This is a genomic window from Luteolibacter sp. SL250 (assembly GCF_026625605.1).
Classification (GTDB): Bacteria; Verrucomicrobiota; Verrucomicrobiia; order Verrucomicrobiales; family Akkermansiaceae; genus Luteolibacter.
The window spans coordinates 3,930,124-3,950,022 of the sequence record NZ_CP113054.1 but is presented as its reverse complement, the minus strand read 5'-3'; the positions used below and the strand labels follow the sequence as shown (position 1 = coordinate 3,950,022).

Annotated in this window: 18 protein-coding genes; 12 read left to right on the top strand and 6 right to left on the bottom strand. The window is 65.7% G+C overall.

Annotated features, from left to right (window positions below):
* The first annotated feature begins 125 nt into the window (after positions 1-125).
* Complete coding sequence (locus OVA24_RS17195; protein WP_267670354.1) at positions 126-422, top strand: transposase; 297 nt, start codon at positions 126-128, stop codon at positions 420-422.
* Complete coding sequence (locus tag OVA24_RS17190; protein ID WP_324287898.1) at positions 419-1,273, top strand: IS3 family transposase; 855 nt, start codon at positions 419-421, stop codon at positions 1,271-1,273. The genes OVA24_RS17195 and OVA24_RS17190 overlap by 4 nt, the downstream gene beginning before the upstream one ends.
* A gap of 32 nt (positions 1,274-1,305) precedes the next feature.
* Here the strand turns inward: OVA24_RS17190 and OVA24_RS17185 are convergent, their stop codons facing one another.
* Positions 1,306-4,047 (bottom strand): PD-(D/E)XK nuclease family protein, encoded by a 2,742-nt coding sequence (locus tag OVA24_RS17185; protein ID WP_267671349.1) that lies wholly within the window; start codon positions 4,045-4,047, stop codon positions 1,306-1,308.
* Between the two features lie 342 nt (positions 4,048-4,389).
* Between OVA24_RS17185 and OVA24_RS17180 the strand changes: the two genes are divergently transcribed.
* Positions 4,390-4,809, top strand: a complete 420-nt coding sequence (locus OVA24_RS17180; RefSeq protein WP_267671348.1) for a hypothetical protein — start codon at positions 4,390-4,392, stop codon at positions 4,807-4,809.
* 375 nt (positions 4,810-5,184) lie between these two features.
* On the opposite strand, the gene rpsU is transcribed toward OVA24_RS17180, so the two are convergent.
* Both rpsU and OVA24_RS17170 read right to left on the bottom strand, forming a co-directional pair.
* Positions 5,185-5,412: a 30S ribosomal protein S21 gene (gene rpsU / locus OVA24_RS17175; RefSeq protein WP_267671347.1), complete on the bottom strand. Its 228-nt coding sequence runs from the start codon at positions 5,410-5,412 to the stop codon at positions 5,185-5,187.
* A gap of 126 nt (positions 5,413-5,538) precedes the next feature.
* Positions 5,539-6,429: a LysR family transcriptional regulator gene (locus tag OVA24_RS17170; protein WP_267671346.1), complete on the bottom strand. Its 891-nt coding sequence runs from the start codon at positions 6,427-6,429 to the stop codon at positions 5,539-5,541.
* A 388-nt stretch (positions 6,430-6,817) separates the two neighbouring features.
* On the opposite strand from OVA24_RS17170, the gene OVA24_RS17165 reads away from it, so the two are divergent.
* The 5 genes from OVA24_RS17165 (at position 6,818) to OVA24_RS17145 (ending at position 11,252) form a co-directional block, all read left to right on the top strand.
* Positions 6,818-7,285, top strand: a complete 468-nt coding sequence (locus tag OVA24_RS17165; protein ID WP_267671344.1) for a hypothetical protein — start codon at positions 6,818-6,820, stop codon at positions 7,283-7,285.
* 5 nt (positions 7,286-7,290) lie between these two features.
* Complete coding sequence (locus OVA24_RS17160; RefSeq protein WP_267671343.1) at positions 7,291-7,689, top strand: hypothetical protein; 399 nt, start codon at positions 7,291-7,293, stop codon at positions 7,687-7,689.
* Between the two features lie 385 nt (positions 7,690-8,074).
* The gene (locus tag OVA24_RS17155; RefSeq protein WP_267671342.1) at positions 8,075-9,298 is read left to right on the top strand and encodes a lysophospholipid acyltransferase family protein; all 1,224 of its coding nucleotides are present in this window, start codon (positions 8,075-8,077) and stop codon (positions 9,296-9,298) included.
* On the top strand, positions 9,295-9,924 hold the full coding sequence (locus tag OVA24_RS17150; RefSeq protein WP_267671341.1) for a phosphatase PAP2-related protein: 630 nt from the start codon (positions 9,295-9,297) through the stop codon (positions 9,922-9,924). Before OVA24_RS17155 ends, OVA24_RS17150 begins: the two co-directional genes overlap by 4 nt.
* Positions 9,925-10,079: 155 nt before the next feature.
* Entirely contained in the window at positions 10,080-11,252 is a 1,173-nt protein-coding gene (locus OVA24_RS17145) for an acyl-CoA desaturase (RefSeq protein WP_267671339.1), read from the top strand.
* A gap of 1,192 nt (positions 11,253-12,444) precedes the next feature.
* Here OVA24_RS17145 and OVA24_RS17140 read toward each other — a convergent pair.
* Positions 12,445-13,752: a hypothetical protein gene (locus OVA24_RS17140; RefSeq protein ID WP_267671336.1), complete on the bottom strand. Its 1,308-nt coding sequence runs from the start codon at positions 13,750-13,752 to the stop codon at positions 12,445-12,447.
* Positions 13,749-14,954, bottom strand: a complete 1,206-nt coding sequence (locus tag OVA24_RS17135; protein ID WP_267671334.1) for a hypothetical protein — start codon at positions 14,952-14,954, stop codon at positions 13,749-13,751. Before OVA24_RS17135 ends, OVA24_RS17140 begins: the two co-directional genes overlap by 4 nt.
* Before the next feature lie 237 nt (positions 14,955-15,191).
* Between OVA24_RS17135 and OVA24_RS17130 the strand changes: the two genes are divergently transcribed.
* Entirely contained in the window at positions 15,192-16,337 is a 1,146-nt protein-coding gene (locus OVA24_RS17130) for a glycosyltransferase (RefSeq protein WP_267671331.1), read from the top strand.
* Between the two features lie 25 nt (positions 16,338-16,362).
* Here OVA24_RS17130 and OVA24_RS17125 read toward each other — a convergent pair whose 3' ends face one another.
* Positions 16,363-16,839, bottom strand: coding sequence for a hypothetical protein (locus OVA24_RS17125; RefSeq protein ID WP_267671329.1), 477 nt, complete (start codon positions 16,837-16,839; stop codon positions 16,363-16,365).
* 122 nt (positions 16,840-16,961) lie between these two features.
* Between OVA24_RS17125 and OVA24_RS17120 the strand changes: the two genes are divergently transcribed.
* The 3 genes from OVA24_RS17120 (at position 16,962) to OVA24_RS17110 (ending at position 19,897) form a co-directional block, all read left to right on the top strand.
* The gene (locus OVA24_RS17120) at positions 16,962-18,077 is read left to right on the top strand and encodes a prepilin peptidase (RefSeq protein ID WP_267671327.1); all 1,116 of its coding nucleotides are present in this window, start codon (positions 16,962-16,964) and stop codon (positions 18,075-18,077) included.
* A 437-nt stretch (positions 18,078-18,514) separates the two neighbouring features.
* Positions 18,515-18,988, top strand: a complete 474-nt coding sequence (locus OVA24_RS17115; protein WP_267671326.1) for a nucleoside deaminase — start codon at positions 18,515-18,517, stop codon at positions 18,986-18,988.
* A gap of 78 nt (positions 18,989-19,066) precedes the next feature.
* Positions 19,067-19,897: a hypothetical protein gene (locus OVA24_RS17110; RefSeq protein ID WP_267671325.1), complete on the top strand. Its 831-nt coding sequence runs from the start codon at positions 19,067-19,069 to the stop codon at positions 19,895-19,897.
* Positions 19,898-19,899: the final 2 nt, after the last annotated feature.

The following is a 19,899-nucleotide window of genomic DNA, read 5'->3' as shown; positions in this document are numbered from 1 at the left end:
TTTGCCCCTTGGCGGTGAATTTATTCTTCGTTTGCCATTGCAGTTGGAGGACAGGAGTGAGGTGAGTTAAATGGTTGGACCATTTGTCCCCGGAGAATAGAGGACAGTCGGAACCAACCATCCCCATGAGTGCCCAGTATAGTGATGAGTTCATGATCCGTGCCGTTGCCTTGATCGACGCCTGTGGATCGGTCACCGAGGTGTCCCGCCAGCTCGGCGTGGCGCGCAGCGCCCTCTACCGCTGGCGCGACAAGGCACGGAAGCCCGCCCCGCGTCCCACCTCCCCGCAAAAGGAAGCCGCCTTGGTTTCCGAGTTGCAGGCGGTCCGCCGCGAACTGGCCCGCCTCACCCAGGAGAACGACATTTTAAAAAAAGCCTCCGCGATCCTGGGCTCCTCTGTTCCACCCGATCCAGAACGCTGATCAAGGAGCTGCGGGAAAGCAGCGGGGCCAGCCTGCGCAGGATCTGCTCGGTGCTGGGTTTGCCGCGCAGCACCTATCACCACAAGCCTCGTCCTCCCGCGCAACCCTGGCCGGATCAGGAACTCGCCGCCCTCATCAGCACCATCTTCCACGCCAACCGCCGCTGCTACGGCTACCGCCGGATCGCCTGCGAATTGGCCAATCGTGGCGTCTCCTGCGGCTGGCAGCGGGCGCGCAGGATGATGCGCCGGCAAGGTCTCCACGCCATCCAGCGCCGGCGCTTCACCCCGAAGACCAGCGATGGCAAGGCCTCCCATCCCTGTGCCAACCTGCTTGCCAAACTGCCGCCACCCCAGGCTCCCGACCAGGTCTGGGCCGGGGACATCACCTTAATCCCGAGCCGTGAGGGTTGGCTCTACCTCGCCGTGGTCATCGACCTGTGGTCACGCCGGATCATCGGCTGGAGCCTGTCACGCTCCATCGACCGCGCGTTGGTCACCGATGCCCTGCGGCAGGCGCTCCAGAGCCGCAGGAAGATCGTTTCCACCATTTTCCACAGCGACCGGGGCAGCCAGTATTCGAGCACCGCGTTCAGGGCGATGCTTGCCGGATCAGGCCTGCGACAGAGCATGTCGCGGCTGGCCAATCCCTACGACAACGCCAGGACCGAATCCTTCATGGGTACCCTCAAAGCGGAAATGGCGGAGGAGGAAACCTTCAGGAATCTGGATGAGGCGCGGCAGAAGATCTTCAGCTACATCGATGCCTTCTACAATCCGAGGCGGCTCCATTCGTCGATCGGATACCTCAGTCCCAACCAATTCGAAGCCCGATTCCAGAGACAGAAATGAAGGACACCAGTGGTCCAATTTAGGGTTGCACCTCAGGAGTGTCCTCCCTCCTTACTGACCATCTCGCGGAGGTCCTTTCCGGCGGCGAGGATCTGGTAGTCATCATACGGGACCTTTTCCGCGGGGGGCCAGAAGACGGACTGGGTGATCTGCCCGGCGATCCACTCGGCGCAGGCTCCGGCGGCGGAGAGGTCGTCCATGGTGAAGTCGGACCATTCGTGCAGCTCGACGTCGGCTTCGGTGGAGCCGATGGTGAAGTAGCCGGGGATGGGCATGACGCCGTCGCTCTCCAGCAGGGCGGCGGCGTAGAGGGGGAGCTGGAGGTTGCTCCAGAGAAAGCGGGCGGATTTCCCTTTCTCCTCGCCGTCGTAGAAGGCGGGGCCGTCGGGGTCCAGGTGGGACGGCGGGGCGGATGAGGCGGTCATCTTCGTCCGGTGTTCCTTTTCCACGGTGGTGACCTTTCCGGTCTTGTAGTCCAGCACGCGCAGGCGTCCGTCGGCGTGGCGGTCGATGCGATCGATCTTCGCGCTGACGGGCATGCCGCCGATGGTGAGGATGACGGGGCGCTCCACGTCCATGACCTGCCAGCCTGCGGCGCGCTCGCATGCCTGCTTCCGCGCCAGCCAGGCTAGGCGGTTGCGGAGGGACTCCGTCTGGATGCGGATGGCCAGCGGGCTGCGGCGGCCGAACTGCTCCAGGATGATGCGGTCGAGCTGCGCGGAGAAGTAGGCCTCCAGCGCCTCCGTCTTGCTGTATTCCCGCGCCTCCGGATCGCGGCCCCAGGTTTCCAGGATGTCGTGGGCGATGTTGCCGAAGTCGCGCGCGCCCCACTCCGCCCGCTCCGGGTCCGGCTGCTGCATGCGGACGACGTGCTTCAGGTAGTAGCGGAACGGACACTTCAGGTAGTCGCGCAGGGAGGTGACGTGGAGCCGGGTCGGTGGGTCCAGCTTGCGCGGCTGCCACTTCCAGTCGGCGTGCCACTGCATGCCCGCCTCCGGTGGCTCGATGCCGCGGAAGAGGGTGCGGACGCGGGCGGGCAGCAGGTCCTGCTCCGCCGCGAGGAGGAAGCGGGACGGCAGCAATGCCTCGCCACCGGCGCCGGACTTCCCGCAGAAAAGATCGACCCGGCCGTCCTTCCGGCGCGCCTCGATCATGGCCTGGAAAAGGTAGGCGTCGCGCGCGCCACGCTCCGCGTCCGTGGTGAGGCCCAGTTTTTTCCGGATCGGCTCGCTGAGCCATGGCTCGCCACCGCCGCGGGCGGGGACGTGGCCTTCGTTGAGGCCGCAGAGGACCAGGTGCGGCCCCGGTTCGTGGAAAAGTTCCAGCCAGCCCTGGACGTCGATGACGCGGCCCGGCGGCGGCACCGGGGTGGGTGCGGGCAGGCCGGCGACCATGAGGTCGATCCAGTAGGTGGACGCGCGGTCGAGCCGGGAGATGAGGGGGGCGGCCTCATCCAACCAGGAGATCATGGACAGCGCCTGCTCCGCCGCCGTTTCCCCGGTCAGGGAGAGGGAGGTCAGCAGCCGCCGGAGGTGGGTGGGGAAATCCCCGCCGAGCAGGGAGTGGCGGAGGGTTTCCAGCTTGGCCGCCGCTTCCAGCAGCTCGTTGGCGGCTTCCTGCTGGTGTTCCTTGCGGAAGGTGGCCTCCGGGATGCGGCGCTTCAGGTCGGCGACGGTGGTGGACATCCACTCGTTGCGCAGGACGGCCAGGTTCTTCGCCTTCTGCGCGCGCTTTCCGCCGACGAGGATCGACGTTTCCGGCAGGGAAAGGAGGTCGGCCAGCACGGCCAGCTTCGGCTCGGCCAGCCACTCCCGCCAGACGCGGAACCAGCGGGCGAGGCCGGTGGGCACCCCGGCGGCCGCCGGGTGGAAGGCGATCCAGCCCGCGCGGGTGAAGGCGCGCAGCAGCTCCCCGCCGGTGTCCTGGTCCGCCGAGCCGAGCGCGATGTCCGATGACGGACGGCCACCACGGGCGACGGCGTCCAGTGCCTCCACCGCCTGCTGGCGGGGATCCGCGGTGAGGGTGACGGAGCCTTCATCCCCCTCCGGCCACGGCAGGGTGGCGGCATTCCATGGTTCCGCCAGCGGGCGGCCGATGGGTGAGAAATCCTCCGCACGGGTCTCCGGTGCGCCGATGAGGGCGATGACCTCCCCCGGCCATGCGGCGAGCGTGCGCTCCAGGCACGGCGCCATTTCCGGCACCCCGGCCAGGACGATGCGGGCCACATCCGGCAGCCTCAGGCCCTCCGCCAGCACGCGGCTGCGGCTCCTGCAGTTCCAGTTGGCAAGGCGGGCTTCGGTGAGTTTTTCCAGCCTGGCCAGCGCCTGCCAGCGCTCGCCCTCCGGGCTTTCCGCCAGCGCCCAGGCGGCGGTGTGGAGCATGAGGCTGCTTTCCTGCAGGGCGCGGCGCAGCGTGACCATCTCCGAGGCGAGGGAGGATGCCCAGCCGGTGCCGTCTCCCGGTGGCTCCGGAAAAAGGGCGGTGTAGGGCCGCCAGTCGTCGATGGACTCCAGCACCTCCGCCCACGCGACCTCCTCCAGCCAGTCCGGCGCGATGTCCTGCCCGTCCGGCTGCATGAGCGCACCGGGCGTGGATACCCGCGGCGCGAGGATGGAGCCGCCCGCTTCCGCCAACATCTCCCGCAGCCGCCGTCCGCTCTGCGCGGTGGGCACGACGACGAGCATCCCCACCAGATCGTGCTTCCGCTCCAGCAGCCAGGAGACAAGCGGGCGGAGGAAGGGTTCATCCCAGCCGAGGAAAACGCGGTTCAGCATCGCGGGGAGGTTAGCGGAGCGGGTGGGGGATTTTCCATCTTATCCGTAGGGGATGGGGAAATTCGGTGGGCTGCGGGGGTGGCGGATCACGAGGGGGTAGCGAATCTCGTGAGAGATTCGGCGGGGTGGAATCACCACGGACGAAAAGACTCCAGTCTCCGGAGGATCGGCATCGGCTTTTTTGGGGGACTTCCGCCCAGCCGAAGGTCTCACGACCTTCGCTACGACGCGTGATCCACGAAGAGGGCGCAATGCGCCCCTTCATCCCGAAGGTATGATGACTCCCTCAATGGCGATAAGGCTGGATCGGAATGCCGGCAGCCAGCTTAATCAGGGCACGGAATGAAGAAGAGAAGGCTGTGGTGGCGGTTGCTGGTGCCCGGGGTCGTCCTCGGGGCCTATCCTGCGTTCGTGCTCATCTACACATGGAGCTTCGTGTTCGCTTCCGATTTCCAAGGCGGCAGGCACGGACCGCTGGATGCCTACCGTCATGCCCTTGCCAGTTCCGTGGTGGCCCACACTTTGGGAAAGCCTGCGGTGGAGTTGGTCACGGCGTTGTTCGAGTCGAAGGGCAGGGATTCCAACGTCATGGACAGCCACAACAACCGGGTGGGCGCTGGCATCGGAGCGGGAAGCCGGTCGTTTTCAGAGCTGGAGCCCGCTGTCCGGAAGGCGGTTCTGGAGGGAGGGGAAGGGGTATCTGATCCAACACGCATCACCTGGCTGCCGGAGGAAAAATGGAGGAGCGGTCGGTTCTGGTGATCCGGAGGATGGGCGGGGTGGGGCGAAGGAGTGGCGGATCCGAGGAGTAGCGAATCTCGTGAGAGATTCGGCGGGGTGGATTCACCATGGGTAAAAGGTTCCGGTCTCCGGAGGATCGGCGTCGGTTTTTTGAGGTGAGTCGTCCCAGCCGAAGGTCTCACGACCTTCGCTACCCCTTGCGCATCCGTCCCGCGGGTAGCGGAAGTCGTGAGACTTCCGGTTGGGAGGAAGTCCACGGGAAACCGAAGCCGCTTTGGTCAGCAGGCATGCACCCAGCCGAAGGTCTCACGACCTTCGCTACACTCCGGACAAAACAAAAACGGCCACCTTTGTGGGGTGACCGTTCTCAGAACCTGACTTGCGGGACAGGAAAAATTATTCAGCGGACTCGGCAGGAGCGGCGGCAGGGGCGTTGGAATAGCGCCAGCGGACTTTGTTGCGCTTGGAAGCGGAGCGGAGTTTGCGCTGCTTGCGCTCGGTCGGAGTCTCGAATGCGCGGCGGCGGCGCATTTCTTCAAGGATGCCTTCGGTATCCAGCTTGGTCTTGAGGCGTTTCAGAGCACGATCGACCGGCTCGCCTTTTTTCACAACTACTCCACGCATGCGTCGTCTTGGTTGGTTATTGGTTTGTCCCGCAGGTTTGTCAGGGGCGCGGTTTTTAGCCGTGGGGCTCCCGGGTGTCAAGGTGGATCGCTGGATTTTGGGTGCCGGGAGGCCGGATTTCCGGGATCAGGGGGTGATTTTGCCGCTCCGGAGGCCGTCGATGACCTTTTCCGCCTCGCGGACGAAGACGGCGGCCATGTCGGTGGACGGCCCGGCGGTGATGGCGCTGAAGGTGACCTCCGGAAAGCCCTCCAGCGGCAGGGCCTTCAGGCCGGGCGGGAGCGGGGAGCCGGGGATGGCGAAAACGAGGCCCGCGCCGTAGCCCCCGGCGACGAACCGTTCGATGAGGTCCATGCCGGCGAGTTCCAGCATGGGGAACCACTCGATCTTCCGCCGCTGGAGCTCCTCCTGGAAGGCGAGGACGATGGGCTCCGCCTGCGGCAGGGTGATGAGCGGCACGTCGATGCGGTCGAGCGCGAGGATCTCCGCGGCGGTGGTCTGCGGGGCGCTGTCCGGCAGCAGGAGGACGGAGGGGATGCGGAGCAGCGGGTGGTAGTGCAGGTCCGGCTCGTCCGGGCCGTGGCTGGTGGCCAGGCCGAGGTCGATCTTTCCGGCGCGGAGCTGCGCCTTGATGTCGTCGATGCGGCCGGAGTGGAGGCTGAAATGGAAGTCCGGCAGGCGTTTCCGCACGGCGGTGAGCAGGGTGGGTAGGTAGTCCCGCTGGACGATCTCCGGGCAGGCGATGCGCAGGCCGTGGTCCGCGCCGCCGCGGATGCGGTCCGCCACGGCGGTGAGCTTCGAGAAAAACGGATCGATGAAGGCGAACAGCGTCTCCCCCTCCGGGGTGAGCTGGAAGGGCCGGCGGTGGAAGAGGGTTTTCCCCAGGGAGTTCTCCAGTTGCAGGATCTGCGCGCTGATGGCGGGCTGCTGGATGCCATAGGGCATTTGCCGTGCCGCCGCACTGACCCCGCCCGCACGGGCGACGTGGTGGAAGAGCTCCAGGTGGTGGATGTTCATGGGTGGGGATGTTGAACATCGGACATCGAACGTCCAACATTGAACGTCGAAGTGGAGAAAGGGTGGAGGGGCGCACGCCGATGCGCCCGTGTGGTGAGGCCGGACGGCGTGCCGCCAAACGAAGAGGGCGCAACGGCGTGCGCCCCTCCGGAAGATGTGCCGTGCAGGTGATGCGGATGCGCAGGGGTAGCGGAGGTCGTGAGATCTTCGGCTGGGGGGAAGTCCGTTGGGGACCGGAGCTTGTTTGCTGGGAGATCGACGCCCCGCCGAATCTCTCACGAGATTCGCTACACTTGGGATTCGCCGCCCGCCATCGACTCCGTCGATGGTCGCATTGAAACTATCGATTAACGCGATGGACGGCGGATCCGCTACAACGCGGGGAGTCATGAATGCCCCGACGCCATGCCGCACGCACGCCATCCCGCTGTGGATGCAGATCACCTGCGCCGCGTGCCTGGCGGTGATGTTCCCCGGGCAGTGGGGCAGCCTGTTGGGGGAAAAGCTGCCGGCCATCCTGCGCGGGCTTTCCTTTCTCCATGGCGGGCTGCCTTTCCTGGTGTTCTGGGCGATGAGGAAGCTGGGCTACGACCGCCGGGCGCTGGCGGGGTGGTTTGTCATCTGCGCCGGTCTGTGCGTGTGCTCCGCCTTCCTGCTGCCTCCGGCGGGCGCGCTGCTGGCGGACCCGCGCACGCCGCGGAACATCAACCAGGTCTTCGGCCTGGAGGACATGAAGCCCCGCCAGTGGGTGGACCCGGGGACCTACGTCTTCCTGTGGATGGCCGCGCTGGTGGTGGTGGTCGCCGTGCCCGCGCATTCCTTTCTGAACAACAACCGCAAAACCGCCACGGCCTGATGAAAATGAAACTGCTCCTCCTCGCCCTCGTTCCCGCCGTGCTGCCGCTCACCGGCTGCAGCATCATCAACATGGCCGCCGGTCCCGGTAACTATGAACGGCACTACGCGGCGGACACCGCGAAGTGGAGCATCGACGGCTCGATCCAGGATGAACTCCGCAAGGAGCCACCGGGCGGGTACAGGACGAAGCCGTATTCCCGCAGCCTGTGGGACCGCTATTGGAATAGCGTTTTATCCGGCTATCTCACCGAGGTGCCTCATCCCCAGTACCGGGGACCGTCGGGGGATCAGTTTGCCGCCTACATCATCCGGGAGCGGCAGAAGGCGGGGCTGCCCGCGATCCGCCTGACGCCGGAGAACCGGAAGAGGTTGAAGGCGGCGGGGATCCCGACGGGGGCGTGATGGGGGGCATCGAACATTGAACATTGAACATCGAAGGGATGAAAGGATGAGAGCGGCCGGGTGAGGGAAGTGGCAGGGAGGGAACTCTGAACGGAGCGCGGACTTCAGTCCGCTTGGCTTCGGATGTGCCTGGATTCTCCGGGGCGGACTGAAGTCCGCGCTCCCAGTCCGGAAGATGCGCCTTGGGGGAAGAGCGGATTCGCAAGGGGTAGCGGAGGTCGTGAGACCTTCGGCTGGGGGGAAGTCCGTTGGGGACTGGAGCTGGATTGTCGGGGGGATCTACGCCCCGCCGAACCTCTCACGAGGTTCGCTACGCCCGGGACTATCGACCGGGTCAATGGCCGCATTGAATCTATCGATTGGCGTTAGGATCGGGGAACAGGGTATGAAGGAGGCTGTGCAATCCCTCATCGTCACCCAGCCCTATGAGTTCATCCCGCCGCGCTACAGCGGGTTCTGGCACCGCGTCATCCGGTGGCTGCTGCCGCGGACGCTGCGGGGGACGTATGGGATCTCCGCGGTGGAGTGCGTGGGGGCGGAGAAGCTGCGGGCGTCCCTGGCCGCCGGGCATGGGGTGATGGTGGTGGCGAACCACTGCCGGCCGTGCGACCCGATGGTGATCGACACGCTGGCGGCGGAGGTGCGGCGCCCGTTCCATGTGATCGCGAGCTGGCATGTGTTCATGATGAGCCGGGTGCAGCGGTTCCTGCTGCCGCGGGTGGGGGGCTTCAGCGTGTACCGTGAGGGGATGGACCGGGAATCGCTGAAGTGCGCGGTGAACCTGGTGGCGGAGGGACGGCACCCGCTGGTGATTTTCCCGGAGGGGATCATCACGCGGAGCAATGACCGGCTGGTGCCCTTCATGGAGGGGACGTCGTTCATGGCGCGGGCGGCGGCGAAGCAGCGGAAGGAGCGCGGCAAGGTGGTGATCCACCCGGTGTTCATCCGCTACTTTTTCGAGGGGGACCTGGAGGCGTCCGTGCTGCCGGTGGTGGAGGAGATCGAGCGGCGGCTTTCCTGGCAACCGCAGGTGGGACTGCCGTTGATGGAGCGGATCGCGAAGGTGGGACGCGCCCTGCTGGGGCTGAAGGAAATGGAATATCTGGGGAAGGTACAGGAGGGCACGGTGAAGGAACGTCTGGAGCGGCTGGAGGATCTGCTGCTGTCGCCACTGGAGAACCGCTGGACGGGCGGGCGGCATGACGGGGACGCCATGGCGCGGGTGAAGCGGCTGCGCGCGGCCATCCTGCCGGAGATGCTGACGGGAAAGCTGACCACGCTGGAAAGGGAGGAACGCTGGCGGCACTTCGCGGAGCTGTATCTGGTGCAGCAGCTCCACTGCTACCCGGACGACTACTTCGATGATCCGTCGCCGGAGCGGATCCTGGAGACGGTGGAGCGGTTCGAGGAAGATCTGACGGACCGGGCGAGGCCGCATTTCCCCATCCGCGCGATCATCATGGTGGGGGATGCGGTGGAGGTGTCCGCGGAAAAGGACCGCTCGGCGGAGGGAGACGCGCTGACGGCGCTGGTGCGGGAGCGCATGGAGGGGATGCTGGAGGCGTCGAAGGCGTATCGCCGGAAAGCGGGTGGAAAGGACCGCGGATGAGCGAGGTGCTGGTGCGGACGGCGGTGGTGGTGGCGGCGCTGGGCCTGTGGTTCTGGAGCCAGCGCCTCATCGCGGCGAAGGCGGACGGCGGAAAGCGCATCGTGGACGGGGTCCACCGGCTGACGGCGTGGATGCACCGCTACTTTTACCGGAACCGGCGGTCGGCGGACCGGGTGCTGGTGGTCAGCTCCCTGTTCATCGACGTGATGGGCCTTTCGCTGATCGCGATGTCCTTGTTCGGGGAGAGCTTCCGGGCGTTCATCGGGCTGCTGATCGTGTTCGGCCTGCGGCAGGCGTCGCAGTTCTGCTGCACGCTGCCGCCGCCGCGGGGGATGATCTGGCGGCACCCGGGATTTCCCAGCGCGCTGGTGACCTACGGGGTGAGCAATGACCTTTTCTTCTCCGGACACACGGCGCTGGCGGTGCTGGCGGCCATCGAGATCTGCCAGGTGGCCCCGCCATGGGTGGGGGTGGCGGCGGTGCTGGTGGCGGCGGGTGAGGCTGCTACCGTGTTGATACTCAGGGCGCACTACACCATGGACGTGGTGGCGGGAGGGCTGGCGGCGTGGTTCGCGGCGGACCTGGCGGGGCGGTTGGCGCCGGTGGTTGACGGCTGGTTGCGCTGAGCTGGCGGACGGTTGCGGAGGGGCGCAAATCGCGGAAAGGCGGGCTTGCATCCCCCTCTGTGCGGGCCTATGTTGCGACGCCCGCAGCGAGCCGCCGGAGTTCATTTCCCGCGGCTCGTTTCCATACCGGTCCCTGCGGACGTGCTACCAAACCTATGCATCGCATTCCATTCGACCGAGTCAACTGGACCACCAGCAGTTTCCTCATCGGCACCGCGCTCATCGCGCTCATCGGCGTTCCCATCTACGTCTTCCACCATGGCATCGACCTGTTCCAGATCGCCATGTTCTTCGTCTACCTCTGCTTCACGATGATGAGCATCACCGTGGGCTACCACCGTCTTTTCTCCCACATCTCCTTCAAGGCGAAGTGGCCGGTGAAGCTGTTCACCCTGGTCTTCGGCGCGTGCGCGTTCGAGAACTCCTGCCTGGACTGGTCCTCCGACCACCGCCGCCACCACAAGCACGTGGACCACGATGATGATCCGTATGACATCTCGAAGGGCTTCTTCTGGGCGCACATCGGCTGGCTGCTGTTCAAGCTGAACCCGGAGCCGCCGATGGACAACGTGGCGGACCTGAAAAAGGACAAGCTGGTCATGTGGCAGCACAAGTATGTGCACTGGATCGGCCTGGTCGTCGGCCTGATCATCCCTCCGATCCTCGGCTACGCCTGGAACTCCTGGATGGGCCTCGATCCATGGACGGGTGCGCTGGGTGGCTTCCTCATCGCCGGCGTCGCCCGGGTGGTGGTGGCGCAGCACTGCACGTTCTTCATCAACTCCCTCTGCCACACCGTGGGCCGCCAGCCGTACTCCACGAAGCACAGCGCCCGTGACAGCGCCATCATGGCGTTCCTCACCTTCGGCGAGGGCTACCACAACTACCACCACGAGTTCCAGCACGACTACCGCAACGGCGTGAAGCCATGGCAGTGGGACCCGAGCAAGTGGACGATCTGGACGCTGTCCAAACTCGGCCTGGCCGACAACCTCCGCCGCGTGCCGGACGCGAAGATCCTGCTGTCCGAGATGCATGAGGCCCGCCGCCGCGCGAACCTCCGCATCCAGGAACTGCGCGCCACCCCGCTGCCGGACGGCCACGGTGTCGCCCAGATGGCAACGGACGCCGCTCACCGCGCCGCGGAAGCCGCCCACCGTGCCGCCGACGCGCTGCATGAGGTGGTGGAGAAGATTTCCAAGAACTACCACGAGCTGGAGGAAGCCGCCGCGAAGCGCGTGGAACTCTCCCGCGAAGTGATGCGTGACTGGCAGGCGGAAACCCGCGCGCTCATCCGCCAACTGCGGCAGACCCCGGCGCTGGCCTGATCTTTCTTTCCATCTTTTCCAAGAGCGGCGGTCGATATGACCGCCGCTTTTTTTTGGGGGGGGACATCGAACATTGAAGTGAAGAGAGGGTGGAGGGGGAGGTGATGGGAATGGGGCTGGATGGTGGGGTGACGGTTTTTTAAGCGCGGATTAAGAGGATTGATGGGGGATTCCGCAGATTGGGAGAAAGATTGGGAATGGATCACTGGGACCGCGGGATTCATCCCGCTTGGCTTCGCTGGCTGGATTCTCCGGGGCGGACTGAAGTCCGCGGTCCCAGGCTGGCGAAGAGGTGACCATCGGGTGGAGGGGCGCGCGCCGATTCGCCCATGCCGGGAGGCCAGGTGACGTCCTGCCCACGAAGAGGGCGCAACGGCGTGCGCCCCTCCGGAAAGATTAGCGAAGGGCTCCCGACTTTCAGGTTGGGGGGTGAACGGAGCGCGGACTTCAGTCCGCTTGGCTTCGTTGGCTGGATTCTCCGGGGCGGACTGAAGTCCGCGGTCCCAGGCTGGCGAAGATGCGCCGTGGGTGTGGGGCGGATGCGCAGGGGTAGCGAAGGTCGTGAGACCTTCGGCTGGAGGGAAGTCCGTTGGGGGGCGGAGCGGGTTTGCCGGGGGATCGACGCCCCGCCGAATCTCTCACGAGATTCGCTACCCTTGGAGCGCGGCCGCAGGGGTAGCGGAGGTCGTGAGACCTTCGGCTGGGGGGAAGTCCTCAGGGGGCCGGAGTTTGTTTGCGGGAAGAGAAGAAACCACGGATGAACGCGGATGGACACAGATGGGGGAGAGGCTAAGACAGCTTGCTGCATCATGGTGGGATCACTGGGACCGCGGGATTTATCCCGCTTGGCTTCGCTGGCTGGATTCTCCGGGGCGGACTGAAGTCCGCGGTCCCAGGCCGGAAGGCGTGCCGTGGAGGCGGGGCGGATACGCAGGGGTAGCGGAGGTCGTGAGACCTTCGGCTGGGGGGGAGTCCGTTGGGGACCGGAGCTTGTTTGCCGGGGGATCGACGCCCCGCCGAATCTCTCACGAGATTTGCTACCCTTGGAGCGCGGCCGCAGGGGTAGCGGAGGTCGTGAGACCTTCGGCTGGGGGGAAGTCCGTTGGGGGGCGGGTTTGTTTGGGGGATCGACGCCCCGCCGAATCTCTCACGAGATTCGCTACTCTTGGGATTTGCTACCCTTGGTGATACGTCACTTCACCGCGTCACGGTCCTTTTCCGGCAGGGTGGCCAGCCAGGCGGCGGAGGCGTCCTTTGACACTTCGTCCCAGTAGCGCTTGATGATCCTCATCTGGCGGACGCGGGCGGCGTCGTCCTGGATGGCCGCGGCGATCTTCGTGGCACCGGAAAAGTCATCCAGCCGGGCGTAGTGGGTGACGGCCTCTTCCTCAAAGGCGGATCTGACGGGACCATGGTCCAGGGACTGGATCATGTTGGCGGGGCCTTCCCGGTCCTTGAAATACCATTCCTTCATCGCGGTCACCAGGCCGGGGCGGGCGGCGGGTTCCTTGAGCGCGGCCCACCAGCGGAAGGCATCGGCGGGGTTTTTCTGCGCCCATGAGCCGATCAGGCGGTCCATCATCCGGTCCTTCGCGTCCTCGGAGAGGGTGGAGCTTTCGAGGAAATTGCCCGCCTCTTCCGGGGACTTTGTGGCCATGGCGGAGACGATGTCGCCGTAGCATTGCTCGCGGACTTTCTCGTTACCACGGGCGTCGATCATGGCGAGCAGTTTGGCGCGGCCTTCCGGGTCGTTGGCGACGCTGCGGCTCCAGTTGCGGAGCGCCAGGTCCTTGTCGGCCTCAGGCAGCTTGGCGATCATGGCTTCGGCTTCCGCCGGGTTTTCCTTCACCCGTTTGATCATCAGGGCGTGCAGGAGCCTTGCCTTGGCGGGATCGTTTCCGGGATTCCCCTCCATGAGCCATTTCTCCGCGGCGGCGGGATCACGCGTCATCCAGTCCGCGAAGACATCGGCCTTGGGAAAGCCTTTCGCCGTGCGCTCCGCAGTGGCGGCGGCGGCGGGATCTTTCAGTCCCCACTGGCGGAGGATTTCCCGCGAAAGGGCGGACTGCCAGGGCTCGAAGAAGGCCGGTGATTCGCCCCGCACATCCGATTCCCAGTGGAATATGGCCAGTTCCTCCGCGCTCATGGTGGCGAGCAGGGCGGCGGTCCGCGTGCGGAGGATGGAGTCCATCCATGGGTTGTGATGGCCGGAAAATTCGCGCCGCATTTTTTCCTTCAGCGCGGCCAGTTGTTCCGGCGTGCGGGACTGTGGGGTGATGGAGGCGGCGGATGGCCGTGGCGGCATCGACGGGTCCGTGGTGCCGCCCGCTCCGTTGGTGCGAGCTGTGGCATCGCGTGCTGCGGAGGAATCGCCACGGGAGGGCGCGGCGTGCGATGGGCCAGCGTGTGGCACTTTCAAAGCGAGGCCGTAGCCGACCAGCGCGGCGATCCCGCAGATGGCGCCCAGGGTGATGCCGGATCTGACGGCGCGGGCGTTCAAGGCGTGCCTCCTTTCCGCAGCATGGTGCTGATATCGGCGGGGGCGGTGTCCAGCCAGCGGGCGGCGGCCTCCGGATCCGCGGCGTGCCAGGTCTGCCAGTGACGGGTGAGCGCGTCCCTGGCAGCCCGAGCCTCCGGCGGAGAATCGAGGATACTGTTGGGGCGGTTGATTTCCGCGGAGAGGAACCCGGCGACGAGGTCGTTGCGGCCCGCTTCGATCCATTTCGGGGACTCGGTGGCGAACCACGCGCGCGCCTCTTCCGGGGCATTCATCAGCCAGAAGCCGTAACCTTTTTCCCACTGCGGGCCGTTGGGCACGTGGCCGTTGGCGGTGGCCCAGCGGAAGACTTTCGAGTTGTGCGTTCCTTCCAGGTTATCGTCCACCAGTTGCTTCTCCAGCCAGGGGATCTTCTCCTTGCTGGCGGCGTTCATCGCTGCCTCGAAGTCATTGTAGCCCCAGGCGCGGAAAAGGAGGGCATAGACCCAGGAGCGTTCCTTCAGGTCGGTGCGCTTGCGCAGCTCCTCCAGCATGATCTCGCGGCGGGCCCTGTCGCCGATGTGGCCGATGGCATACCAGCCGAGGAGGTCTCCGCGCTTGTCCGGGTAGCGGTCGGCGTTTTCGAAGATGTTCTCCGGTGTCCACAGTTGGACGATCATGTCGCGGGCGAGGTAGCCGCTTTGCTCGTCATCCTTCACAGCGCGGTAGGCGGCGTCCGGGTCCGTCCGCATCCAGGCGGTGAGCACGCCGCTGATGGCGGGGATCTTTTGATCGCGGCGCTGGGTGTAGGTCATGGCGTCCGCCAGCGCGGCGTGGGGGTCGATCTCCGCCCAGTGGAAATAGAGGGCGGCGGTGATCTCGCTCCATTCCTGCAACTGCATCCATTTCCCTTGGTCCAGTTGCTCGGCTTCGGCATGGTCGCGCAACAGGCGGGCGGCCTCCGGCATGCGGGCGGCGGGGATGCGGGAGATGATGGAGAGCAGGTCCACCTTCTGGGCTTTCCCGTGGAGGATGCGGGAGAGTTCCTGCACCGGGTCCTCGATCCTCCGCGGCCGGGGATCGTCCGATCCGCGCGGGGCGGCTTTCCATTTCAGGGTGCGCTGCGCGGAGGCGGCGGAATCCGCAGGTGACCCGGCGATGTAGCCCGCGACGCCGCAGGCCACGACCAGCAGCGCATGGAGGGTGAAGCGGGATGTGCGGATCATGGGGATAGGCGGATCACCATGGTCTGCACGGGATGGGGGGATGGGGCAAGGGGGAAGTGAGCATCGAACGTTGAAGGGGGGAGTAAGGAGGGAGGACATAGCGGCAAAGCCGCAATGTCCTCCCTCCTTACTGGCGCCGCTGCCGTTTTGGCTGGCTTCATTGTTTGCGGCTTTGGGGTGAATCTTTTGTTATTCGCCATTGCAGCCGGTGGACAAGAGTGTCCACCCTCCTTACTGATGAACCGCATCGCATTCTTTGCCCATGAACGCGGGGATGCGCGGGTGGTGAAACGGATCTCCGCGCTGCGGGACCAGGGGTGGGGTGTGGTGGGCTTCACGTTCCACCGGGACCGGGGGAAGCCGGATGCGCCGCCGGCGTGGGAGGACGTGGATCTGGGGACGACATACAACCGCCGCTACGTGCAGCGGCTTTTCACGCTGGGAAAAAGCCTGCTGACGCTGTGGCGGGAGCGGGACCGGCTGGGGGAGTGCGGGTTGATTTATGCGATCAATACGGACAATGCGGCGCTGGCGCTGTGCGGGCGGTTCCTGTCCGGGAGCCGTGCGCCGCTGGTGCTGGAGCTGGCGGACATCCAGCCGGCGATGACGGGGAGCGGCGTGGTTTCCAAGATGATGCGCGCGGTGGAGCGGTGGGTGCTGCGGCGCAGCGCGCTGCTGGTGACGACCTCGCCGGGGTTCGTGCGGCACTACTTCGGGCCGGTGCAGGGGTTCACCGGAGAAATTTTCCTGCTGGAGAACAAGGTGTATCCGTCCGCGGGTGTGCCGGTGGTGGCGGGGAAGGAGCGCCCGGCCCGTGGTGGTGCGCCGTGGGTGGTGGGCTATTCCGGAGCGTTCCGCTGCCGCAGGAGCATGGAGCTGGTGCGCGCGCTGGCGGAGCGGCTGCGGGGAAAGGTACACTTCGTCCTGCGTGGGTATGCTTCCGGGACCATCGCGGAGGATTTCACGGAGCTGCTGGGGGAGGTGCCGGGGATGGTGTTCGGCGGGCCGTATGCGTATCCGGATGATCTGCCGGGGATGTATGGGGCGGTGGATTTCAACTGGTGCTTCGACGAGTCCGACCCGGGTGGGAACTCGGCGTGGCTGCTGCCGAACCGGATCTATGAGGGCGGCCTGTTCCGGACGCCGGCGCTGGCGGCGGCGGGGACGGAGACGGGCCGCTGGGTGGCGGAGAACGGCTGCGGCTGGGAGATCCCGGAACCGCTGGAGGAAAGCCTGGCGGACTTTTTCACGACGATGACGGAGGAGAAATGGCGGGCCGCTGCGGCACGCTGCGCGGAGGTGCCGGACGACCTGCTGCGCGGGGAGGGGGACTACGATGATCTTTCTTCGGCGTTGGTTCGCTTGTCCACTGGTCACCCCTAGCCGGCGGCCGCCGCAGCGGATGGAGTCACACGGCTCCAGCGCTCGGGGATCCGGTGAAATGACGGACCGCTTTCCGGCTGCGGTAGAGGTAGAAATAGGCGGCAGGCAGCACCACCAATGCGAAAACCGAGATGAACGCGGCAGTGACGGCCAGTGGCGGCGCACCCGGTTCTTCGGTATCGAAGAGCGGAGCGATGATGGCGAGCAACAGCAGCCCCATGACGAGATGTCTCACCCACGGAAAGCCGCGATGGAGCAGCCAGGCGAAGAGGATCATCGCCGCTCCCATGCCCATGACTGTGGGTGCGACGCCAGCGGCCCACACTTCGGTGACGGGTACCTCACGCCCGTCTTTCTCCCAGCCGGGAAAGAGTGGGGCAATCACGCCTGTCGCCCCGAAGAAATAGAACAAGGGGACGATGAGCATCAGCAACCCCGGCATCTCCAGCCAGCGGCGGAAGGCGGTGCGGAGGCGATGGGCGGAGATCCCGGGGTGATTCATCGGATGATACATGGGGGGATAGGCAAAGCGCCGGCGGATATCCAGAGGTTTCTTGGGGCAGCGTTGCCAGCGGATCCTTCCGTGCTTTACTCAAGGAGGCTTGGGTATTGAATCGCTCCACCGTGTTTCCTCCGTTCGACCACTGGCTTTGGTATGTCCCTGCGATCTTCATCGGCGCGTGTGTCGGGTCTTTCCTGAACGTGGTCATCTACCGGGTGCCGCTGGGGCTTTCCGTGAACGAGCCGAAGCGCTCGTTCTGCCCGAAGTGCCGCAAGCCGATCCCGATGCACCGGAACATCCCGCTGCTGAGCTGGCTGCTGCTGCGCGGGAAGTGCGCGGACTGCGGCGCGCCGATCGCGTTCCGCTACTTTGCGGTGGAGCTGCTGACGGCGGTGGCGTTCGCGGCGGTGTGGTGGGTCTTCCCGCCGGTGGTGGTGCTGCCGCTGTGGGTGATGATGGCGCTGGTGATCTCCATCACGTTCATCGATGCGGAGCACCTCATCATCCCGACGGGGCTGACGTGGGCGGGGTCCGTGGCGGGTCTGGCGGGGTGCGTGCTGTGGCCGCAACTGCCGGTGATGGCGGGCTACGGCGGGGACTGGAAGACGGCGCTGGTGCAGGGCGGCATCGGCTGGGCGGTGGGTTTTTTCGGCCTGTGGGTGGTGGTGGAGCTGGGGAAGAAGGCGTTCGGCAAGAAGGCGATGAAGTTCGACCAGCCGGTGGAGTGGATGATCAAGGAGCCGGTGGGCGACCAGGATCCGATGCTGTTCGTCATCGACGGTGAGGAGATCCCGTGGTGGGACATTTTTTCCCGGAAGTCCGACCGCCTGATCGTGGAGGCGGGGGACATCCGCGTGAACGGCGGGTCGGTGGGCAAGGGCACGATGGTGATCCGTGAGATGGAGATCGAGCTGCCGGACGGGACGGTGAGGAAGCTGGAGGACGTGAAGTCCGTGGATGGGACGGCGCTGTCCGTGGTGATCCCGCGCGAGGCGATGGGGATGGGTGATGTGCACCTGCTGGGGATGATCGGCGCGTTCTTCGGATGGACGGGGGTGTTGTTCTCGCTGTTCGCGGCGTCGATCTTCGCGATCTTCGCGGCGATCATCGGCAGGATCGGTTTCGGGAGGCAACTGCCGTTCGGGCCGTTCCTGGTGATGGGCGCGGTGGCGTGGATGTTCGGCGGGTGGAAGCTGTGGCAGTGGTACATCAGCCTGCTGGGGCCGATGGGGTATTGAAGGGGGGTAGCGAATATGAGGCGTAGCGAATCTCGTGAGAGCTTCGGCGGGGTGGATCCACCATGAACAAAGCGGCTCTGGTCCCCGAGAGAAGGCGTCGGTTTTCTGTGGGCGTCCTCCCAGCCGGAAGTCTCACGACTTCCGCTACCCCTGCGAGGTGCATCCAAGGGTAGCGAAGCTCGTGAGAGCTTCGGCGGGGTGGATGGCACTTGGGAGGAGAGGAAATGAACCACGGATGGACGCGGATGAACACGGATAAGAATCTCCGGATGGATCCCTTCCATCTGAGTTCATCTGTGGTTTCTTCTCCCAAAGCGGCTCCGGTCCTGGACGGACTTCCCCACAGCCGGAAGTCTCACGACTTCCGCTACCCCTGCGGTTCGCTACCTCCCCTTGCTCCTTGACGCGGGCGGCGCGGGGTTCCGTGATGGGGGCCTATGAGTGATGTTTCACGATTCATGCTGCGGGCGATCGAGCTGGCGCGTGCGGGGATGACCCGCGGGGCGGGCGGGCCGTTCGGCGCGGTGGTGGTGAGGGACGGGGAGATCGTGGGGGAGGGGTGGAACCGCGTGCTGGAGACGAACGACCCGACGGCGCACGGGGAGGTGACGGCCATCCGCGACGCGTGCGCGAGGTTGGGGACGTTCTCCCTGGAGGGCTGTGAGATCCACACGACGGGGCAGCCGTGCCCGATGTGCCTGGGGGCGATCCACTGGGCGCGGGTGGGGCGGATCTACTATGGATTCCGTATCGAGGACGCGGCGGAGATCGGCTTCGATGACAGCGAGTTTTTCAGGCAGTTCGTGCTGCCGCCGGAGGAACGGTTGATCCCGTCGGGTGAGTCGTGCCGGGAGGAGGCGCTGGCGCTGGCGGCGGACTACCTGCGGATGCCGGGGCGGAGGATTTATTAGGACAAGAAGGTGCAATGCCCCAAAAGGGGGATGAACTTGGGGTTGCCTCATCATTCCGCGGGTCTTTAGGGTGCCCGCATGAAAACTCCCCGCATCCCTTTCCTGTGCCTGTCGCTGGCGGCGGCGTGGCTGCCTGTATCCGCCGCGACGATCGTCAGTGACTCGTTCACCGATGGTGACCGGACGGATGGCACGGACGCGCTGGACATCCCGTGGTTCACCAACAGTTCGAGCCAGACGCTGGCGGTGGAGGGGAACCAGCTCCGCATCACGCCGACCGCGGCGTCACAGGGTGTCGTCGGCAGCATCCCGTCCGGCATCACGCTGGCCATCGGGGACTATGTGGAGCTTTCCTTTTCCTTCCGCCATGGGACGAGCTCGCCCAACAGCTCGACGAACGGCTTCCGCTTCGGCCTCTACAATGCCCTGGGAGAGACGATGACCGCGGATGCGGCGAACCGGGATGATCCGAACGCGGGCATCAATTCGGTGGGCTACTACGGCAATGTCTCCACCGGCAGCCCGACGACGGTGACGAATGCGTTCTACCGCGAGTTCGGTGGCACGAACGGGATCCTGACGGGGGACGACCGGTCCAGCGCGGTGGGCAGCAACGCGGTGAACATGGGGCTGAATGACACGGACCTGCACACGGCCGTCATGCGCATCACCGCGACGGCGGCAGGGGTGACGCTGACCGGCAGCATCGACGGGACGACCTTTGCGACGGGGAACGCGAGCGCGCCGAACGCGGGCTACCTGACGTTCAACCAGATCGCCTTTGCCAGCAACGTGACGAACACGTCGCTGTTCATCGACGATGTCACGGTCACCTACGTGCCGGAGCCTGCCGCGGCCCTGCTGGGTGGTCTGGGAATGATGGTCCTCATCGGCCGCCGCCGCCGCTGAGC

What these genes read in the sequence shown, in the direction of transcription:
- OVA24_RS17195 (WP_267670354.1), top strand. Translation starts at nt 126, where the DNA reads ATGAGTGCCCAGTATAGTGATGAGTTCATGATCCGTGCCGTTGCCTTG.
- OVA24_RS17185 (WP_267671349.1), bottom strand. Translation starts at nt 4,047, where the DNA reads ATGCTGAACCGCGTTTTCCTCGGCTGGGATGAACCCTTCCTCCGCCCG.
- OVA24_RS17180 (WP_267671348.1), top strand. Translation starts at nt 4,390, where the DNA reads ATGAAGAAGAGAAGGCTGTGGTGGCGGTTGCTGGTGCCCGGGGTCGTC.
- rpsU (WP_267671347.1), bottom strand. Translation starts at nt 5,412, where the DNA reads ATGCGTGGAGTAGTTGTGAAAAAAGGCGAGCCGGTCGATCGTGCTCTG.
- OVA24_RS17170 (WP_267671346.1), bottom strand. Translation starts at nt 6,429, where the DNA reads ATGAACATCCACCACCTGGAGCTCTTCCACCACGTCGCCCGTGCGGGC.
- OVA24_RS17165 (WP_267671344.1), top strand. Translation starts at nt 6,818, where the DNA reads ATGAATGCCCCGACGCCATGCCGCACGCACGCCATCCCGCTGTGGATG.
- OVA24_RS17160 (WP_267671343.1), top strand. Translation starts at nt 7,291, where the DNA reads ATGAAACTGCTCCTCCTCGCCCTCGTTCCCGCCGTGCTGCCGCTCACC.
- OVA24_RS17155 (WP_267671342.1), top strand. Translation starts at nt 8,075, where the DNA reads ATGAAGGAGGCTGTGCAATCCCTCATCGTCACCCAGCCCTATGAGTTC.
- OVA24_RS17150 (WP_267671341.1), top strand. Translation starts at nt 9,295, where the DNA reads ATGAGCGAGGTGCTGGTGCGGACGGCGGTGGTGGTGGCGGCGCTGGGC.
- OVA24_RS17145 (WP_267671339.1), top strand. Translation starts at nt 10,080, where the DNA reads ATGCATCGCATTCCATTCGACCGAGTCAACTGGACCACCAGCAGTTTC.
- OVA24_RS17135 (WP_267671334.1), bottom strand. Translation starts at nt 14,954, where the DNA reads ATGATCCGCACATCCCGCTTCACCCTCCATGCGCTGCTGGTCGTGGCC.
- OVA24_RS17130 (WP_267671331.1), top strand. Translation starts at nt 15,192, where the DNA reads ATGAACCGCATCGCATTCTTTGCCCATGAACGCGGGGATGCGCGGGTG.
- OVA24_RS17125 (WP_267671329.1), bottom strand. Translation starts at nt 16,839, where the DNA reads ATGAATCACCCCGGGATCTCCGCCCATCGCCTCCGCACCGCCTTCCGC.
- OVA24_RS17115 (WP_267671326.1), top strand. Translation starts at nt 18,515, where the DNA reads ATGAGTGATGTTTCACGATTCATGCTGCGGGCGATCGAGCTGGCGCGT.
- OVA24_RS17110 (WP_267671325.1), top strand. Translation starts at nt 19,067, where the DNA reads ATGAAAACTCCCCGCATCCCTTTCCTGTGCCTGTCGCTGGCGGCGGCG.